This window comes from Treponema sp. TIM-1, from assembly GCF_046533115.1.
Classification (GTDB): domain Bacteria; phylum Spirochaetota; class Spirochaetia; order Treponematales; family Breznakiellaceae; genus JAIRMO01.
In genome coordinates this window covers 1-16,932 of sequence record NZ_JAJQRC010000056.1, presented here as the reverse complement: position 1 = coordinate 16,932, position 16,932 = coordinate 1, and the positions used below count along the sequence as shown (strand labels likewise).

Genomic DNA, 16,932 nt, shown 5'->3' with positions numbered 1-16,932 from the left:
ACGAGTCCCAGGTCAATTTCCGCGCCCCCTTCAAGATGCTCCAGTACATCACCCTGGTCCTGGACAAGTACGAGAAGGAGGTCAACCGGGAACACCCCGGCCTTACCTCCACCAGGGACTTCCGCTACCCCCCGGTCCTCCCCCTGATCTTCTACGACGGCCCCGCCCCCTGGACCGCCGCCCGGAACTTCGCCGACCGTACCGCCCTAAAGGACGTCTTTGGCGATTATATTCCCTCCTTCAAATATGAGCTGGTAGAGTTAAACAAATACGGCTTTGAAGACCTGAGCCGGTACCGCGACGCCCTGTCGTTGCTGCTATTGGTAGACCGTATTCAGAAGCGGGAAGAACTGGAGGAGTTAAAGGGGTTACCGGGAGACTATTGGGAAGGGGTGGCATTGAATATTCCTGAGGGGATGGTTAAACTGGTAAAGGATGTGATCACGGTCCTGTTGGAACGGCTAGAAGTCCCGGCTGAGGAGATAGAGGCGGTGAAGGAACATGTAGGGAAGAAGGAGTACCAGACGATGTTTGACGCATTGGTAGAGAGTGTCTTAGAGGACAAACGGCTTGCCCGGGAGGAAGGCATCAAGATAGGTACCCAAAAGGGACGAGAGGAAGGACGCGACGAAGGGCGAGAGGAAGGCATCCAAATAGGCTCGGAGGCAAAACAGGCGGAAGCTTACCGGGAAAAACTGGAATCGGCCCGGCTCCTCAAGGGCTATGGCGTTTCGGTGGAGGTAATTGCCCAAAGCCTGCATCTGACCATGGAAGAGGTCGAGTCTCTCTAATATGCTGTCTGGGGATGGGCCCGAAAAAGGCTGCCGCTAAACCCCCAGGGCTTTTTTAAAGTTCGCCACCACCTCGTCCACCAAAGGCCGGGCATCCACGTCGATAAGGATGCCTTTTTTCCGGTAATAGTCGATAAGGGGGGCGGTTTGTTCCCGGTAGACTTCCAGCCGCTTGGCGACAGCCTCCTCCCGGTCATCGTCCCTGGTGTATACCTCGCCGCCGCAGGTATCGCAGACCTTTTCCTGCTTGGGCTTGTTAAAGGTGATGTGGTAATTGGTTCCGCAGTTCCGGCAGACCCGGCGGCCCGAGAGCCGTTCCAGCACCGCGGAATCGGGGATATCGAAATTAACCACCCGATCCACCGGGGAAAAACCCGCCAGGGCCTCTGCCTGGGGTACGGTCCGGGGAAAACCGTCCAGGATATACCCGTTTTGGGCATCTTCCTGGGCAAGCCGTTCCTTGACCAATGCAATGGTGGTCTGATCGTCCACCAGATGCCCTCCCTCAATAATGGCCTTTACCTTGAGCCCCAGGGGGCTTTTTGCGGCAATGGCGGAGCGGAAGATGGCTCCGGTACTGATATGGGGTATTTTAAGTATATCCACTGCCCGTACGGCAAGGGTCCCTTTTCCCGCGCCGGGGGGGCCTAAAAAGATCAATTTCATCAGAATACTCCTCTATTCGAGACCCGGTGGGCTCGCTCACCGGTCTTGCAATTTCTCGCCCCGGGCCTTGGGTCCGTACCCTGTTCCACCGGGCTTAGTATAAATCTAGCGGTATCCGGTACTTTAGTCTATATGATCAGTATCCCAGGGCGAAAACATTTGTCGAGGCTGTTTCAAATATAGCAAGTAATGGGCCTCCGCGGAGCAAGTTCCACGGTAACTTAAGTGCTGCCTGATAAGGTCTAACCAATCAATCCTATACCATACGCTGTTTTTTCCCAAAAAAGGTCCCAAACCCCCTTGACTTATAGTTAACTCCAGCTTGTATAGTGGATCTGTTGTATGATTTTTCGCACAAAAAGGATAGTATGGAAACCATGGAATACCGCACCATAGGAAAAACCGGAATAAAAGCAAGCGTTATCGGCCTTGGCTCGGAAGGAATCGCCCGCATTTCCGCCGAAGAAACCGAGCGGGTTATTGATTTTGCCCTTGATAACGGGATAAACATCATGGACTGCTGTATGCCCGGCCTTGAGGTACAAAACCATATAAACCGGGCGCTGCGGGGCAAGCGCGGGAAAATGCTCATTCAGGGACACATCGGATCCTCAGCCACCGACGGTCAGTATGATGTAAGCCGGGACATTACGGTTTGCAAAAGGAATTTTGAAGAACTTCTTAAAGGTCTGGGAACCGACTATATAGACTTCGGTATGTTCTTCTTTGTTGACACGGATAATGATTTTTCCCTTTGTTTTGAAGATGAATTGCTGCGCTATGTCCTTGACTTAAAGGAAGCGGGGATAATCCGCGCTATTGGCGCAAGTTGTCATAACAGTGAAATTGCCGGACGTATCGCGGCGACCGGGATTGTGGACCTTATCATGTTCAGCGTTAATCCTGTTTTTGACATGACCCCGGTTAATTCCGATATTTACGAGCTTCTCGATGACGCCAAACTCAAAGAAAATTTCCGTTTGGAGATTGAGCCGGGCCGGGCGCGTTTTTATCAGATCTGTGAACAGCGGCAGGTTTCCATAACGGTAATGAAAACCCTGCTTGCGGGGAAACTCCTCTCCCCCGAATTCTCACCCCTGGGCAACGCCATGAGTGTCAGCCAGTGTATTCACTACGCCCTTAACCGCCCTGCGGTCGCCAGCGTCCTTTTGGGCAGCAAAAGCGAAGGGGAAATAAAAGATGCCCTCTCGTATTTTGATAAAAGTGAAACAGAGCTGGATTACAGTGAATTCATCAAGGATTTTAAGGGATCTTCAAAAGGAGGCTGTCTTTACTGCAATCATTGTCAGCCCTGTCCGCAGGGTATTGATATAGCCGCCGTAACCCGTTATGCCGACATCGCGGCGCTTAACAGAAGCGATATTCCCCCTACGGTACAACAGCACTATCGTTCGCTTTCCAGCCATGGTCAGGACTGCGTTTCCTGCGGAAGCTGCGAAGAGAAATGTCCCTTTGGCATACCGGTTATTGCAAACATGAAAAAGGCGGCGGCGCTTTTTGGGGTATAGGGAGGCTCAGGATGACTATCACCAGTACCGGAACGGTCCGGAGTAATGACAGGTACCGTGTTCATGAAATTTTCATGGGGGTCTGACTGGTTTACGCCGCGCCTGATGGCCGCTCGCTGATACAACGGATGGAAACCAGAAACGGTATCCTTACCATACGGCACGGTGAAAAGATCGGCCTTGGAAGCCAGGCCTATGAATTGGTAAAACTGTAATAATCAAACCGTTTCCAGTTTCCGGCAGGGAGAAAATCCACGCCTCTCTCCCAGATCCTCACTTTCCCTACCTATACTCCTCCCACGCCTTAATCTCCACCCCCTTTTCCCGGTGATAGGCCAGGGCGTCGATAAATTGCCGGGCCACTTTGATGTTGGTAAAGAGGGGAATGTCAAAGTCTACGGCCATGCGGCGGATGATATAGTCGTTTTTCAGCTCCGTTTCCCGGTTGTTTTTGGGGATATTGATGATCATGTCCACCTCCCGGCGGCGGATGAAGCCCGCAATGTTGGGTTCCCGGGACTCCAGGGGCCAGTTGAGAACCTGGGCGGGAACCCCGTTGGCGGTAAGGAACTTTGCCGTGCCCCGGGACGCGTAGAGCTGGTAGTCCATGGCCACGAGGAGCCGGGCGGAATCGAGGAAGTCCAGCTTATCCTCCATGGGGCCGGTGGAGAGGAGGATCCGCTTTTTTGGGATCCGGTAACCCACCGAGAGCAGGGCCTTGAGGAAGGCGTCGTTGAGGTCCACGCCGATACAGCCCACCTCCCCGGTGGAGGCCATTTCCACCCCGGTCACGGGGTCCGCCCCATGGAGCCGGGAGAAACTGAACTGGGCGGCCTTGACCCCGACCCATTCCAGATCCAGGGTAGAGGCCCCGGCCTTTTCAACGGGTTCGTCCAGCATGGCCTTTATGGCCATTTCTATCATATTGACCCGGCTCACCTTGGAGCAGAAGGGGAAGCTCCGGCTTGACCGGAGGTTGCACTCGATCACCCGGACCCGGTTCCGCTGGGCCAGGAACTGGATGTTGAAGGGCCCGGTGATCTCCAGGGCCTGGGCTATCTGGCTGCTGATCTTGCGGATCTTGCGGATGGTTTCGATGTAGAGCCGCTGGGCGGGAAGTACCACCGTGGCGTCCCCGGAATGGACCCCGGCGTTTTCCACATGCTCGGTGATGGCGTGAAAGAGGATCTCCCCCCGCTTGGCCACCGCGTCTATCTCAATTTCTTTGGAATTTTCCACAAACTTGGAGATCACCACCGGATGTTCCGCGGAAACATCCGCCGCATAGCCCAAAAAAGTCGCCAGGCTTTCGTCGTTCCAGGCCACGTTCATCGCCGCCCCGGAGAGGACATAGCTGGGCCGGATCAGTACCGGGTAGCCCACCTCCGCGGCAAAGGCCCGGGCCGAGGGCAGGTCCGTCAGCTCCCGCCACTCGGGCTGTTCAATTTGCAGCCGGTCCAGCAGGGCGGAGAATTTGTTCCGGTCCTCGGCCATATCGATGGACTCCGGCCGGGTACCGTAGATCAGGGCCCCCGCGGCAAAGAGCTTGGTGGCCAGGTTGTTGGGGATCTGTCCCCCCATGGAGAGGACTATACCGTCGGGCCGTTCCCGCTCGTAGATATCCAGGATCCGTTCCAGGGTAAGCTCCTCAAAGTAGAGCCGGTCACACATATCGTAGTCGGTAGAAACCGTTTCGGGGTTACAGTTCACCATGATCGAATAACGGCCCAGTTTCCGGGCGGTTTCCACCGCGTTGACGCAGCACCAGTCGAACTCCACGCTGCTCCCAATCCGGTAGGCCCCGGAACCCAGCACCATCACCCCCCGGCCCGACGGGGCCACATCATCCTTGGCGCCGCTCCCCAGTCCGGCCCCCCCATAGGTCATATAGAGGTAGTTGGTCTTGGCCGGATACTCCGCCGCCAGGGTGTCTATCTGCTTTACCGCCGGCCGAATCCGGTATTCCTCCCGAAGGGCCCGGACCTCCATCTCCCCCCTCCCAAAAAATTCCCCAATCCGCGCGTCGGAAAACCCCACCCGCTTCGCTTCCGCTAGTAAGAGAGGAGAGAGGAGGGAGGAGAGAGGAGTTACAAGAACATCTTTTCCCCCACTACTCACTCCTATCTCCTCACTCCTATCTCCCCCGCTATTCACTTCTAACTCCTCACTCCTCACTTTTTTCAAGGCTTGCTCCGTTTTCAGGGCATTGGCGATTTTATGGAGGAACCAGGGGTCGATTTTGGTGAGCCGGTGGATCCGTTCCACGGTCCAGCCCTCGGCCAGGGCCCGGTAAATGATAAAGATCCGGCGATCCGTTGGTTTGGACAGGGCTTCCCGGAGGTTCAGGACGCCGGAACCGCAGAAGGTTTCATCCGCGGCGAGCCCCGGGGCGCCGATGCCGGTCATCCGCAGGGCTTTTTGCAGGGCCTCCTCAAAGGTCCGGCCTATGGACATCACTTCTCCTACAGACTTCATCTCCGAGCCGATACGATTTTCCACGTTTTTGAATTTGGCCAGGTCCCACCGGGGAACCTTGACCACGATGTAGTCCAGGGCGGGTTCAAAGCAGGATTTGGTCACCCGGGTGATCCGGTTTTCAATATCAACCAGGGAATAGCCCAGGGCGAGTTTTGCCGCCACAAAGGCCAGGGGATAGCCCGTGGCTTTGGATGCCAGGGCGGAACTCCGGGAAAGCCGGGCGTTTACCTCAATGATGCGGTAATCTTCACTTTGAACATCCAGGGCGTACTGGATATTACATTCCCCGATGATCCCCAGGTGGCGGATCACCTCAATGGATATCCGCCGCAGCTTGTGGTATTCCGCATCGGTTAAGGTCTGGGAGGGGGCCACCACAATGCTTTCCCCGGTATGGATCCCCAGGGGATCGAAGTTTTCCATATTGCAAACGGTAATACAGTTGTCGAAGCGATCCCGGACCACCTCGTATTCGATTTCCTTCCAGCCCCCAAGCCATTCCTCTACCAGCACCTGAGGGGTATGGGCAAAGGCCCGGTCACAGCGGCGGCGGATATCCCCCTGGTTCCGGCATATCCCCGACCCGGAGCCCCCCAGGGCATAGGCTACCCGGACCATCACGGGGTAACCGATCTTCTCCGCCGCCTCCACCGCATCTTCGGTATCGGTAACCGCGTAACTCCGGGGGGACTTGGCCTTGATCTCGTTGAGCCGCTGCACAAAACGTTCCCGGTCCTCGGTATCTTCGATGGCCTTTACCGGGGTACCCAGAACCCGTACCCCGTATTTGTAGAGGGTTCCGTCCCGGTTAAGCTCCACCCCGCAGTTCAGGGCGGTTTGCCCCCCAAAGGAGAGGAGGATCCCGTCGGGCCGTTCCTTTTCGATCACCCGCCGCACATATTCCGGCGTTACCGGCAGGAAGTAGGTGGAATCCGCCATACCCTCACTGGTCTGGATGGTGGCGATGTTGGGATTGATAAGGATGGTCCGGATCCCCTCCTCCCGCAGCGCCTTGAGGGCCTGGGACCCGGAATAGTCAAATTCCCCGGCCTGTCCGATTTTGAGCCCCCCGGAACCGAGGAGAAGCACTGATTTATACATAAGTTATTTTTCTTCCATAACGATTATTCATTTTATTTGACCATGCAGAGGACTTCGTCGCCATGGGCGCCGGTCAATACCTGGCGTATGGGGTCTACCACCAGATCCAGATCTTCCAGGGGGATGGCTCCCAAGAGGACCTCCCGCGCGTCGGGCAGGACCAGGGCAGGACAGGTGGTATCCCGGTCTTTCCAGTGAATTTCCACCGGTTCCGTGACCTGGTAAACCTGTTTTGCACCGTTGGCAAGTTCCGTCCGGCGCAATCCCCGGACGGCCAGCCCCAGGGCTGCCCGGACCTGTTCGCTGATAACCAAGGTCCCCGAGCCGGTATCCACCAAGGCCTGTACCGTGACCCCCCGGACTTCCTGTTCCGTGATGTGCCCGCGCTGGACCTCACCGACATCAATAGCATTCTTCAACGTAATTTCAGTATGTACGATCCCCATAAGCATCTCCTCTCCCTTTCAATATACTATATCTTCCAAAAACCGGTCGATAAGGAACTCCGTGTCCCGGGGACCCGGACAGCCTTCGGGGTGGAACTGAACCGCCGAAAAAGGACCCTGGGTGGAGCGAATCCCCTCGATGGTGCCGTCGTTGGCGTTGACGAACCAGGGTTCCCAGGTTTTGGGAAGGCTTTCTCTCCGGACCGCGTAACCGTGATTCTGGCTGGTGATGTAGCACCGGGGAGAAGTCCCGGTCCCGATCTCAATACAGGGCTGATTCTGACCCCGGTGGCCGTAGGGAAGCTTATAGGTATCCCCCCCCGCGGCCAGGGCCATGATCTGGTTCCCCAAACAGATGCCGAAGATAGGCTTCCCCAGGGAAAAGGCCCGGCGTACCAACGCTATGGTCCTGCCGCAGGCCTTGGGGTCCCCGGGGCCGTTGGAAAGGAAAAGGCCGTCGTATTCGATGCCGCTCAGGTCGTGGTTCCAGGGGATACGGATGATCTCCACCTTCCGGGCAAGGAGGCAGCGGTAGATATTCGCCTTGGCCCCGCAGTCCACCAGGGCTATCCGGGGCAGCCGTTCCCCGGCGTCCACCCCCGCGGGACGGTACGTCCGGATCTCCTCCGGGGAAACATCCGCCACCGGGTGGGGAAAAAGCCCCGAATCCATGGTTACCTCCCGGCTTCCCTCCACGAGGATCTTCCCCATCATCACCCCCGATTCCCGGAGCCGTTCCGTAAGAGCCCGGGTATCAATACCATAGATACCGGGGACGTTGTTTTTTTCAAGCCACACCGAAAGGGAGGCCCCGCAGGCAAAGTGGCTGGGTTCCTCGCAGGCCTCGGCCACCACAAAGGCCGAAACCTGGACCCGGGAAGACTCAAAGTGCAGGGGAATACCCTGTTCGTCAAAAAAGGGCTCCACGGTTTTTGGGTTGACCGGCACCCCATAATTCCCCACCAGGGGATAGGTGGACACCAGGATCTGCCCCCGAAAGCTGGGGTCCGTCAGGGATTGGGGATACCCTGCCATACCGGTGGTAAAAACCACTTCCCCCGCCTGGGACCGGGCCTTGCCAAAGGACCACCCCGAATATTCGGAACCATCCTCCAGGACCAAACGGGTGGAAACTTGCCGCTTTTTCATGGGGCTAGTCTATTCGTTATGGGAAAGAAATGCAAGATAATAAAGAGAATTAAGAATAAAAAACACAAAAAAACCGGAAAACGGGCCTGTTTTCCGACCAAAAACCGAAAAAATTTTGGTTTTGATTCTTTATAATGGCCGGGCAGCCGGGTTATGAGTTGAGGTGAAGGACCGAATTCCGATCCACCAAAAAAGGACTCAGCGTAACCATTTTGTCGTAATGGCGGTTCTGCTCCCGCCGCTCCCAAAACATGGAAATAGTGATGGTTCCTATTTCTTCATAAGGAATGGCAACGGTGGTGATGGGTGGACTGCACATGGCGGAATAGGTATTGTCGTGGCTGATTATAGATAGGTCTTCCGGTACCCGAATTCCCGCTTCGTACAGGTATTGCAGGGCTCCGCATAACAGGGCGTCCGAGGTAATATAACAACCAGTGGGCCTGTTTTTGCTCCCCTGGGCGATGATGTCTTTCATGGCGCGATATCCATGTTCTATGTCATATTCATCTACCAGTCGGATGTTTTTATCCCGTAATTTGATCCCCACCTTTTTATAGTATCCGGTAAATCCTTCCAAACGATCCGTCTCATCCCTATCAGGACCAAATCGCTTTCCGATAAAACCGACTGCCCGGTGTCCTAATGAAAAAAAATGAGATGCAGCGATAGCGGAACCTGCGATATTATCCCACACCACCTTATCAACCCCCGTAATGTCCATGGGCCGCTCCACCATGATGACGGGAATGTTATTGCTGATCACTTCCTTCACCGTGTCCCGGCTGGCCCAGACGGAATTGGTAAAGATGATCCCTTCCACCATACGGCCTACGAGCTCCTGAAGAAGGTGTTCTTCCCGAACGGGATCCGGTTCTGCATACATAGGGAGTATCAGCAGATTATAGGATGCTGCGGCGTTCCTCAATGCTTGGCTTATTCTGGAGTTGACAATACTTCCCACCACAAGGGGCATCACATTGCCTATGATCCCCGTACGGCTGCTCTTGAGGGCCTTCGCCATGCGGTTCGGCACGTATCCAAGGATCTTGATCGCTTGTTGTACCCGTTCCTTCGTTTCCGGAGCTACATGTCCACGGTTATTGACTACCCTGGTAATGGTAGCCAGGGAGACCCGAGCGTGGGCCGCAACATCCTGTATGCGGACATTAGACATCAATTTCCTCCTGGTATGGTTCGCTACGCCGATTCAGGTATTCCGGTTTCTTATGAAACTGGCTCAACTGTCTTTTATATTCCATTTTTCTTCGGGAACATGCAAGGGGCCTATTATCATAATATCGTTAACATACGAATTTTGTCAAAAATCCGAAGACAAAAATCCATGGAGAACCAGCGGTTTTTCTGATTTTATATTATATGCGTTTTTAATTTATATAATTCTTTATAATATAAGCAATTATATTTTTTGATATAATAGCTTATGAAATTTTAGGTAAAATTAAAACGGAACGGGAAAATAAAAAATAAATAAATTTTTAAAAAAACTATTGACAGATGACATATATCATGTTAACGTTAACAATCGTATATATACAGAGCTTATCTGTAGTAACCAAATTATTCAGGAGGAACTTAAATTATGAAAAAGCTGTTTACGGTATTGGGGGTTCTATTAATGGCAGTCTGTCTTTTTGCCGGCGGCAACAGGGATCGTGCCGGAGGGGGTATATCCTTTCTTTCAATGTTTACAAATCCTACCGCGGATGCTAATAGCAAGGCCTTTTACGGAATGACGGAAAAATTTGCGAAGGATTTCCCCTCTGTCAAAGTAACCTATGAGGCAATTCCCCACGACGAATATGAAACCAAAATGAAGACCTATGTCGCCGCAGGTGAATACCCTGACATCTACGAAGTCAAGGGAACCATGATTCCTCAACTTGCCGAAGACGGGGTGATCTACACCGCTAAAGAAATAATGGATCTGATCCCCGGCTGGGAAGCTGATTTCAAGAACGGCGTCTTTGAAGACTTTATCTACAAAAACACGGCCTACGCCCTTCCCATGCAGATGGGTAACAACCACAACATATTCTGGAACAGCGAGATTTTCAGGGAATGCGGCATTACCGAATTCCCAAAGGACTGGGATTCCTTTGCCACCGCCATGGACAAAATTAAAGCCGCGGGCTATATTCCCATCGTCCAGGGCAACAAGGCCAACTGGCTGGTTCCTTCCCTTTTGTTCAACGCCATTGTATATCGTTTTACCGGTGTCGACTGGTATTACAGTGTCAGGGAAAACAGGGGCGCTAAATTCACGGATAAACAATTTGTCGCCGCAGCGGCCCTGCTGCAGGATATGGCAAAGAGAGGGTATTTCAACACTGACATCAATTCCATCGATCAGCACCAGATGTACACCGTATACTATAACAAGAAGGCGGCCATGATGGTGGATGGTTTCTGGGGTGTCGGTACCTTTGTGGATGAAATGCCCAAGGATGTGCTTGCCGCGACGAAGATAGCCCAATTCCCCACGATCCCCGAATCAATGGGCGGGGGCGGCGCCAAATACGCGAAGATCAACCAGGCGGCGGCCGGATGGGGATATGTGGTCACCAAGAGGAAAGGTGACACCCCGGAAAAGCTGAAAGCAATGGCTCAGCTTGTTCAGTATGTTACCGGTTCGAATTATGCCAACATTGTTGTTGAAAACAGCGGACTTCCTGCGGCGAAAACCAGCAATGTTGATGAAAGCAAACTCTCTCCCCTGTACCGGGAACTGCTTGTCCTGAACAACGAGTCCCAGTATGCGCCGGTGTTTGACGTGCAGCTTAATCCCCAGATAGTGGATGCCTTCTATTCGAATACCCAGGAACTGCTCATTGGGACGATCACTCCGCAGCGCTATGCCGAATTGATTCAGGCGGAAGTCGACAAAACCCGATAGGTGTGTATCTGAAGGAAGCGGTTTTCAAAAACCGAAATTTTGGAACCGCTTCAGCGGTTAAAACAAGGCGATTTTTTTATTGGGGAGGCTTTTCCGAAAACCAACCAGGTTGAAGGAAAGCCTCTCGGGATAGATTTTTCGTAACCCTTCACCGGGCATATCCATATATAGTGTGTAATTAATTTTATAACACTATATATGGTATATATACTATATAGATGACCCCATATATAGTAGGATGAAGGGTTACAATCTGTCTAAGAGCCCTCTCTGTGTCGGGGAGAGTCATTCCGATTTCGGCGGATGGAATTTCTTCTGTCCTTGTCCGGTTTCTGTAAAGAGGATTTTGAAGATGAGACGAACCCTTCCAAAACCAAAACCATACGTATTTTTTTTGTTTCTTACCCCCATCCTCGTCATCTATCTGGCGAATGCGGTACTCCCTATTTTTATTTCCGTTTTTTACAGTTTTTTTAACTGGACCGGCGGGAGGACCATGAATTTTATAGGCTTGGGTAATTATCTGGATCTGGTAACGGATATGGAATTCTGGCAGTCCGCGTATAACAACCTCATCATTGTGATCATCAATACCATAGGGCAGGTCGGACTTGCGCTGATCGTCTCTTTTCTGCTTATTTCCCGGACATTAAAGTTTAAGGAATTCCATCGAACTGTTATTTTCTTTCCGGTGACCGTCTCGGCCCTGGTTATCGGTTTTATTTGGTCCCTGATGTACAACAAGGACTACGGGCTGGTCAATTTTTTCCTACAGCTCCTTCACCTTCAACGTTTCATCCTTCCCTGGCTGGATAATCCTAAGTATATACTGATCACCGCATCGATCCCGGTGGTTCTCCAGTATATCGGCCTCTATATGATTATGTTTATGGGCGCCATAAAAAGTATCCCCGAAGAAATATTGGAATGTGCCGGGCTTGACGGCTGCAACGATCTGCAGCGCTCTGTGTATATTACCCTGCCCATGATCTACGACACCTTTAAGGTGGCGGTGATGGTTTGTGTTTCGGGAACCATGAAGATATTCGATCATATTCTTGTTTTGACCAATGGCGGCCCCGGCAAGTCAAGTCAGGTGCTGGCCTTGTACTCCTACAAAATTTCTTTTGATCGGATGAAGATAAGTTATGGGGCCACAATTTCCATCGGTATCCTGATCCTCAGCCTCATCCTGACCCTTGGGTCCAGAAAACTGCTTGGAGGGAAACAGTATGAATAAGGCGGCGATCAAGGCCGGAAGGACCGCCGGCAGTGTGGCTCTGAATGTTTTTATGCTGGTTTTTTCACTACTCAGTATTTTCCCGTTTATCTGGATGCTTTATTCTTCCCTGAAAACCGAAGCGGAATTCGCCTTAAATATCATAGCTCTGCCTAAAAAACCGATTTTTTCCAATTATATTAATGCAATCAGAACGGGACACATGGGGGAATATGCCCTTAATTCCCTGTTTAACTGCCTGATTACGGTGGTGCTGGTGGCGTTTGCTACCTATATTGTGGCGTATTTTTTATCCCGTTATAACTTTAAGGGCCGGACCGTGGTATACGGCCTTTTTGTGGCTGGTATGCTTATCCCGGTACATTCTCTGATGGTTCCGATCTTTGTAGAATACCGGGTAGTGGGGCTTCTGAACAGCCGCTTTACCCTGCTTCCGGTGTACCTGTCATTTGGTATGCCTATGGCGGTTTTTCTGATAGAAAGTTTTATCGGTTCTATACCGATTGAACTGGAAGAAGCGGCCCTAATTGACGGCAGTTCCATGGTCCGTACCATGTTCACCATTATCATGCCCCTCTGCCGTCCGGTACTTGCTACCGTGGTGATCCTTACCTTTATGAATACCTGGAATGAATTTCCCTTCGCCCTGGTTTTGATCCGTGACAATGCCCTAAAAACCATTCCCATTGGCCTAAGAAATTTTCAGGGCGCCTATACGGCGCAGTATACTCAATTCATGGCAGGTATGGCAGTGTCCCTCATCCCGGTAATGGTGGTGTACATTCTGTTTTATAAAAAAATTATTGTGGGTATGACCGCCGGTACCGTAAAGGGCTGAGCGTAATTTACAAAGGAGCAGTATGATGTTGGAAAACAAAAAGATCGTCTTTGAAAAGCCTTGGGAGGCGCGGCTGAAAACCGAGCCGCTTGATGACCGTTCCGTACCTTCGGGACAGGTGATCCTGAAGAAGCGATATTCGATCATATCGACCGGAACGGAGCTGGCCTGTCTATCAGGTGGTGAAAGCTGGTTTAAGATGCCGGGAGTCCCCGGATATTCCTGCATCGGTGAAATAGTAAAGACAGCCTCTGATGTGAAAGATTTTTCCATTGGTGACACGGTCTTCTGTTATGGTAACCATGCCCTTTACGAGGTAATTTCCACCGAGGGTATCTTCCTTCATGTCCCTCAAGGTATTGACCAAAAGTGGGTTCCCTTTGTCCGCATGGCATCCATTGCGGCAACGGCGATCCGCGCTTCAACTATTGAGTGGGGGGATACGGTGGCGGTGACAGGCCAGGGCCTTGTGGGGAACATGGCCTTGCAGCTTGCGAAACTGCAGGGAGCCTCGGTCATTGCCATTGATGTGATTGACAGCCGGCTTGCCGTTGCCCGGGCCTGCGGGGCAGATCTTACGATCAATTCCACCAATATGAATGTAGCCGATGAAATCAAGCGCTTTACGGACGGCTCGATGGTATCTACCTTGATTGAAGCCACCGGAGTATCCGCCGTCGGCGTACAATCCATTGAGTGGGTCGGTCAGAACGGCGAGTTGATCTTCTTGGGCAGTCCGCGGGGGATATTCGAAACCGATATCACCCCATTCCTCAACCGGACGCATCTTGCGTCTTTTAATGTTACCTTAAAAGGGGCCCACGAGTGGCGTTACCCGGTGAACAGAACGCCCTTTGTAAAGCATTCACTGGAACGGAATTCGCGGTTAATTATGGATCTTGTTTTCCAAAAGAAACTCGTGGTGGAACCGCTGTTAACGGAACTCGTTTCACCCGCCGACTGCTATGACATTTACCATAAGGTGCGGGACAATAAGGACCGATATATGGGTATACTTTTTGACTGGGGGGAATAATATGGAAATTTCATTACAGTTGTGGTCTATTAAGGAAGAAGTGGAAGAAGATTTTGCCCATGCCCTTGAGCTGACGGCGCAGGCGGGGTATCAGGGGGTTGAATTTGCCGGTTATCACGGAAAGTCACCCGCTCAGCTTTGGGAATTGCTTGCTACATATAATCTGAAAGCGGTCAGTACCCATGCGGGGATAGATCGCCTCCGTATGGCCCTGGACGAGGAAATTGAATACGCCAAAGCCCTTGGTTACCGGCTGATCGTTTGTCCCTGGTCCGAGTGCAAAACCGGCGAACAGGTGATTGAGGATGCGAAGTTTCTTGAATCCTGCGCCAAAAAGGCTTTGAAAGAAGGAATCACCATCGGGTATCACAACCACAACCAGGAGTTCAGAAAGTTTGGAGGCAGATATGCCATGGACATCATGCTTGAACACATGCCTTCGGTGAAATTTGAACCGGACGTATTCTGGATAGCCTACGGCCTTGTTGATCCGGTCCGTTATCTCAAACCCCTTGCGGCGGCAGGCAGAATCGCCGCGATTCACGCCAAGGAACTCGACCACGAGGGGCCTGACAATGTTTACATAGGCCAAGGGAAAATCGACTTTGCGGGTATAGCCGCCCTTTGTCCCCCCAATAAATATCCGTGGATCGTAGAACAGGAGGAGTTCTCCAGCGATCATTTCGACGGAATCTCGAAAAGCTATCAGGGCCTCAGAAAGATTATCGGATAAGGAGAACCCTCTGTCAATCAATGTAACGATCTGGAACGAATACCTGCATGAAAAAGAAGAACGAATCGCGAAGGTGTATCCCCGGGGCATACACGGGGCGCTGGAGGAGGGGCTTTCCGCCGATAAAAACCTTGCGATTCGGACCGCCCTGCTGGAAATGCCCGGCCACGGGCTTTCCGAAGAAATTCTCCGGAATACCGATGTGCTTATGTGGTGGGGGCACCTGGCCCATGACCGGGTCAGCGACGAAACCGCCGAACTGGTGGCCAAACACGTCAGGCTTGGCATGGGACTGGTGGTACTCCATTCGGGGCATTATTCAAAACCCTTTAGAAAACTTATGGGTACGGCCTGTACTTTGTCCTGGCGCGAAATAGGTGAGAGTGAACGGGTCTGGATTATTGATCCCTCCCACCCCATTTGTCAGGGCCTGGGCCCTTATTTTGAACTTGAACATGAGGAGATGTACGGCGAAGTTTTTGATATTCCGGCGCCCGACGAACTGGTGATGATTGGCTGGTTTAAGGGAGGGGAGGTGTTCCGTTCAGGATGTGTGTTCAAACGGGGCAGGGGAAAGATCTTCTATTTTCAGCCCGGCCATGAGGAATTCCCCACCTTCCGTAAGCCGGAGGTCCTGCGGATCCTCAAAAACGCCCTGTACTACCTGCGGCCCCTTTCCCGGCGGGAAGATTCCGGCATGGCCTTTGCCTCCCCCTGCGTTGATCCGGTTGAACCGGGGATTCTGGAGTTGTATAATATAACGGAAAAACCGTCGGAGAAATTCAAACGGGCTATGGAGCGGTGAAGAGCCGGCGTCGTAAAACAGGAGTGAACTATGAGTGGGATTAAAGCAGGGATTGTAGGCGCGGGGGGCATGGCCCGGTATCATTATGAAGGTTTTATCCGGGCGGGGGCCGAGGTTATTGCCATGGCGGACACCGATACGGCCCGGGCCAAAGCCTTTGGTGAAAGCCGGGGCATAAAAAACATTTACGCCGGCCTTACGGAGATGCTTCAGGGTTCTGCGGACCTGGACCTGGTTTCCGTGATTACACCGAATAAATTTCATAAACCCCTGGTAATTGAAGCCCTGGAAAAGGGCAAGCACGTGTACTGCGAAAAACCCCCGGCCCTGAACGCGGCGGAGGTACGGGAAATGCTTGAGGCCTCAAAAAAAGCGGGGAAACGGCTCATGTTCAACTTTAATAACCGGGCCCGTCCGGAATCCCAGGCCATGATCCGGTATATTCGGGACGGCAGGGTGGGGACCATTAATTCCGCCCAGGCCAACTGGATCCGCCGGGCGGGGATCCCCGGCTTCGGGGGCTGGTTCACTACCAAGGCCCTTTCCGGCGGCGGCCCGGTGATAGACCTGCCCCACATGCTGGATCTGGCCCTGTACTTTATGGGCTTCCCCGAACCGGATTATCTCCTGGCGGTTACGTATGATGATTTTATGGATAATAAGTCCTTTAAAGGCCCCTGGGGCATCCCCGACGCGGCCCAGGGCATTACCGATGTGGAGTCCTCCTGTCATGCCATGCTCACCTTTAAGACCGGCCAAAGCCTGATGATCCGCAGTTCCTGGGCGGAAATGAACGAGCGGGAAGTGGTTTCCGTAACTTTCCAGGGCACCAAGGCCGGGGGCAAGCTGGAGCGGCTTTTTGGCATCGACGGCCTGGATGAAACCAGCATTGATACCTGCCGGCTTTTTGTCGAAGAGTACGGGAATCAGGTGGATCTGCATATAAAGACCGAAAAGGACGAATCCATGGGCCGCCTGGGGAATGCGATGAATTTCATCGACAGCATCAGCGGTAAAGCCGAACCCTATAATACCCCCGAGGAAGCCCTGATTCTGATGAAGATCGTGGACGCCCTGTACGAATCGGCGGCTACCCGGAAACCGGTCCAGATCCGTTAGGACCCGCGCGAGAATAAAATGCCATGCATTTTATTCTAATTGCTTATGCAATAAGGAAATAACATGACCAATCGGTCATGTTAT

At 52.6% G+C, this 16,932-nt stretch carries 14 protein-coding genes; 9 read left to right on the top strand and 5 right to left on the bottom strand.

Translation table 11 applies throughout. The annotated features are described in order from the left end of the window. A partial coding sequence (locus LQZ21_RS13805) for an Rpn family recombination-promoting nuclease/putative transposase (protein WP_411045105.1) occupies positions 1-791 on the top strand: 791 nt, incomplete at its 5' end. 36 nt (positions 792-827) lie between these two features. Here LQZ21_RS13805 and LQZ21_RS13800 read toward each other — a convergent pair. Next, entirely contained in the window at positions 828-1,457 is a 630-nt protein-coding gene (locus tag LQZ21_RS13800) for an adenylate kinase (protein ID WP_411045104.1), read from the bottom strand. 338 nt (positions 1,458-1,795) lie between these two features. Between LQZ21_RS13800 and LQZ21_RS13795 the strand changes: the two genes are divergently transcribed. Continuing rightward, positions 1,796-2,986, top strand: a complete 1,191-nt coding sequence (locus LQZ21_RS13795) for an aldo/keto reductase (RefSeq protein ID WP_411045103.1) — start codon at positions 1,796-1,798, stop codon at positions 2,984-2,986. A gap of 282 nt (positions 2,987-3,268) precedes the next feature. On the opposite strand, the gene carB is transcribed toward LQZ21_RS13795, so the two are convergent. The 4 genes from carB to LQZ21_RS13775 form a co-directional block, all read right to left on the bottom strand. Beyond that, positions 3,269-6,565, bottom strand: coding sequence for a carbamoyl-phosphate synthase large subunit (gene carB, locus LQZ21_RS13790; RefSeq protein ID WP_411045102.1), 3,297 nt, complete (start codon positions 6,563-6,565; stop codon positions 3,269-3,271). Between the two features lie 32 nt (positions 6,566-6,597). Further along, positions 6,598-7,011 (bottom strand): aspartyl protease family protein, encoded by a 414-nt coding sequence (locus tag LQZ21_RS13785; RefSeq protein ID WP_411045101.1) that lies wholly within the window; start codon positions 7,009-7,011, stop codon positions 6,598-6,600. A gap of 18 nt (positions 7,012-7,029) precedes the next feature. Beyond that, positions 7,030-8,160: a glutamine-hydrolyzing carbamoyl-phosphate synthase small subunit gene (gene carA / locus LQZ21_RS13780; RefSeq protein ID WP_411045100.1), complete on the bottom strand. Its 1,131-nt coding sequence runs from the start codon at positions 8,158-8,160 to the stop codon at positions 7,030-7,032. 151 nt (positions 8,161-8,311) lie between these two features. Further along, a complete protein-coding gene (locus LQZ21_RS13775; protein ID WP_411045099.1) occupies positions 8,312-9,337 on the bottom strand; it encodes a LacI family DNA-binding transcriptional regulator in 1,026 nt (341 codons plus the stop codon). Between the two features lie 426 nt (positions 9,338-9,763). Between LQZ21_RS13775 and LQZ21_RS13770 the strand changes: the two genes are divergently transcribed. The 7 genes from LQZ21_RS13770 (at position 9,764) to LQZ21_RS13740 (ending at position 16,848) form a co-directional block, all read left to right on the top strand. Next, positions 9,764-11,077 carry an extracellular solute-binding protein gene (locus tag LQZ21_RS13770; protein WP_411045098.1) on the top strand — a complete coding sequence of 438 codons (1,314 nt, stop codon included), beginning with the start codon at positions 9,764-9,766 and terminating at the stop codon, positions 11,075-11,077. Positions 11,078-11,429: 352 nt separating this feature from the next. Further along, entirely contained in the window at positions 11,430-12,317 is an 888-nt protein-coding gene (locus LQZ21_RS13765; RefSeq protein WP_411045097.1) for a carbohydrate ABC transporter permease, read from the top strand. Continuing rightward, positions 12,310-13,155: a carbohydrate ABC transporter permease gene (locus tag LQZ21_RS13760; protein ID WP_411045096.1), complete on the top strand. Its 846-nt coding sequence runs from the start codon at positions 12,310-12,312 to the stop codon at positions 13,153-13,155. Before LQZ21_RS13765 ends, LQZ21_RS13760 begins: the two co-directional genes overlap by 8 nt. A gap of 22 nt (positions 13,156-13,177) precedes the next feature. Then, the gene (locus LQZ21_RS13755; protein WP_411045095.1) at positions 13,178-14,191 is read left to right on the top strand and encodes a zinc-dependent alcohol dehydrogenase; all 1,014 of its coding nucleotides are present in this window, start codon (positions 13,178-13,180) and stop codon (positions 14,189-14,191) included. A 1-nt stretch (position 14,192) separates the two neighbouring features. Beyond that, entirely contained in the window at positions 14,193-14,924 is a 732-nt protein-coding gene (locus LQZ21_RS13750) for a sugar phosphate isomerase/epimerase family protein (RefSeq protein WP_411045094.1), read from the top strand. Beyond that, positions 14,869-15,729, top strand: coding sequence for a ThuA domain-containing protein (locus tag LQZ21_RS13745; RefSeq protein WP_411045106.1), 861 nt, complete (start codon positions 14,869-14,871; stop codon positions 15,727-15,729). The genes LQZ21_RS13750 and LQZ21_RS13745 overlap by 56 nt, the downstream gene beginning before the upstream one ends. Before the next feature lie 30 nt (positions 15,730-15,759). Next, complete coding sequence (locus LQZ21_RS13740; protein ID WP_411045093.1) at positions 15,760-16,848, top strand: Gfo/Idh/MocA family protein; 1,089 nt, start codon at positions 15,760-15,762, stop codon at positions 16,846-16,848. The last annotated feature ends 84 nt before the right edge of the window (positions 16,849-16,932 follow it).

What these genes read in the sequence shown, in the direction of transcription:
- LQZ21_RS13800 (WP_411045104.1), bottom strand. Translation starts at nt 1,457, where the DNA reads ATGAAATTGATCTTTTTAGGCCCCCCCGGCGCGGGAAAAGGGACCCTT.
- carB (WP_411045102.1), bottom strand. Translation starts at nt 6,565, where the DNA reads ATGTATAAATCAGTGCTTCTCCTCGGTTCCGGGGGGCTCAAAATCGGA.
- LQZ21_RS13785 (WP_411045101.1), bottom strand. Translation starts at nt 7,011, where the DNA reads ATGGGGATCGTACATACTGAAATTACGTTGAAGAATGCTATTGATGTC.
- carA (WP_411045100.1), bottom strand. Translation starts at nt 8,160, where the DNA reads ATGAAAAAGCGGCAAGTTTCCACCCGTTTGGTCCTGGAGGATGGTTCC.
- LQZ21_RS13775 (WP_411045099.1), bottom strand. Translation starts at nt 9,337, where the DNA reads ATGTCTAATGTCCGCATACAGGATGTTGCGGCCCACGCTCGGGTCTCC.
- LQZ21_RS13770 (WP_411045098.1), top strand. Translation starts at nt 9,764, where the DNA reads ATGAAAAAGCTGTTTACGGTATTGGGGGTTCTATTAATGGCAGTCTGT.
- LQZ21_RS13765 (WP_411045097.1), top strand. Translation starts at nt 11,430, where the DNA reads ATGAGACGAACCCTTCCAAAACCAAAACCATACGTATTTTTTTTGTTT.
- LQZ21_RS13760 (WP_411045096.1), top strand. Translation starts at nt 12,310, where the DNA reads ATGAATAAGGCGGCGATCAAGGCCGGAAGGACCGCCGGCAGTGTGGCT.
- LQZ21_RS13755 (WP_411045095.1), top strand. Translation starts at nt 13,178, where the DNA reads ATGATGTTGGAAAACAAAAAGATCGTCTTTGAAAAGCCTTGGGAGGCG.
- LQZ21_RS13750 (WP_411045094.1), top strand. Translation starts at nt 14,193, where the DNA reads ATGGAAATTTCATTACAGTTGTGGTCTATTAAGGAAGAAGTGGAAGAA.
- LQZ21_RS13740 (WP_411045093.1), top strand. Translation starts at nt 15,760, where the DNA reads ATGAGTGGGATTAAAGCAGGGATTGTAGGCGCGGGGGGCATGGCCCGG.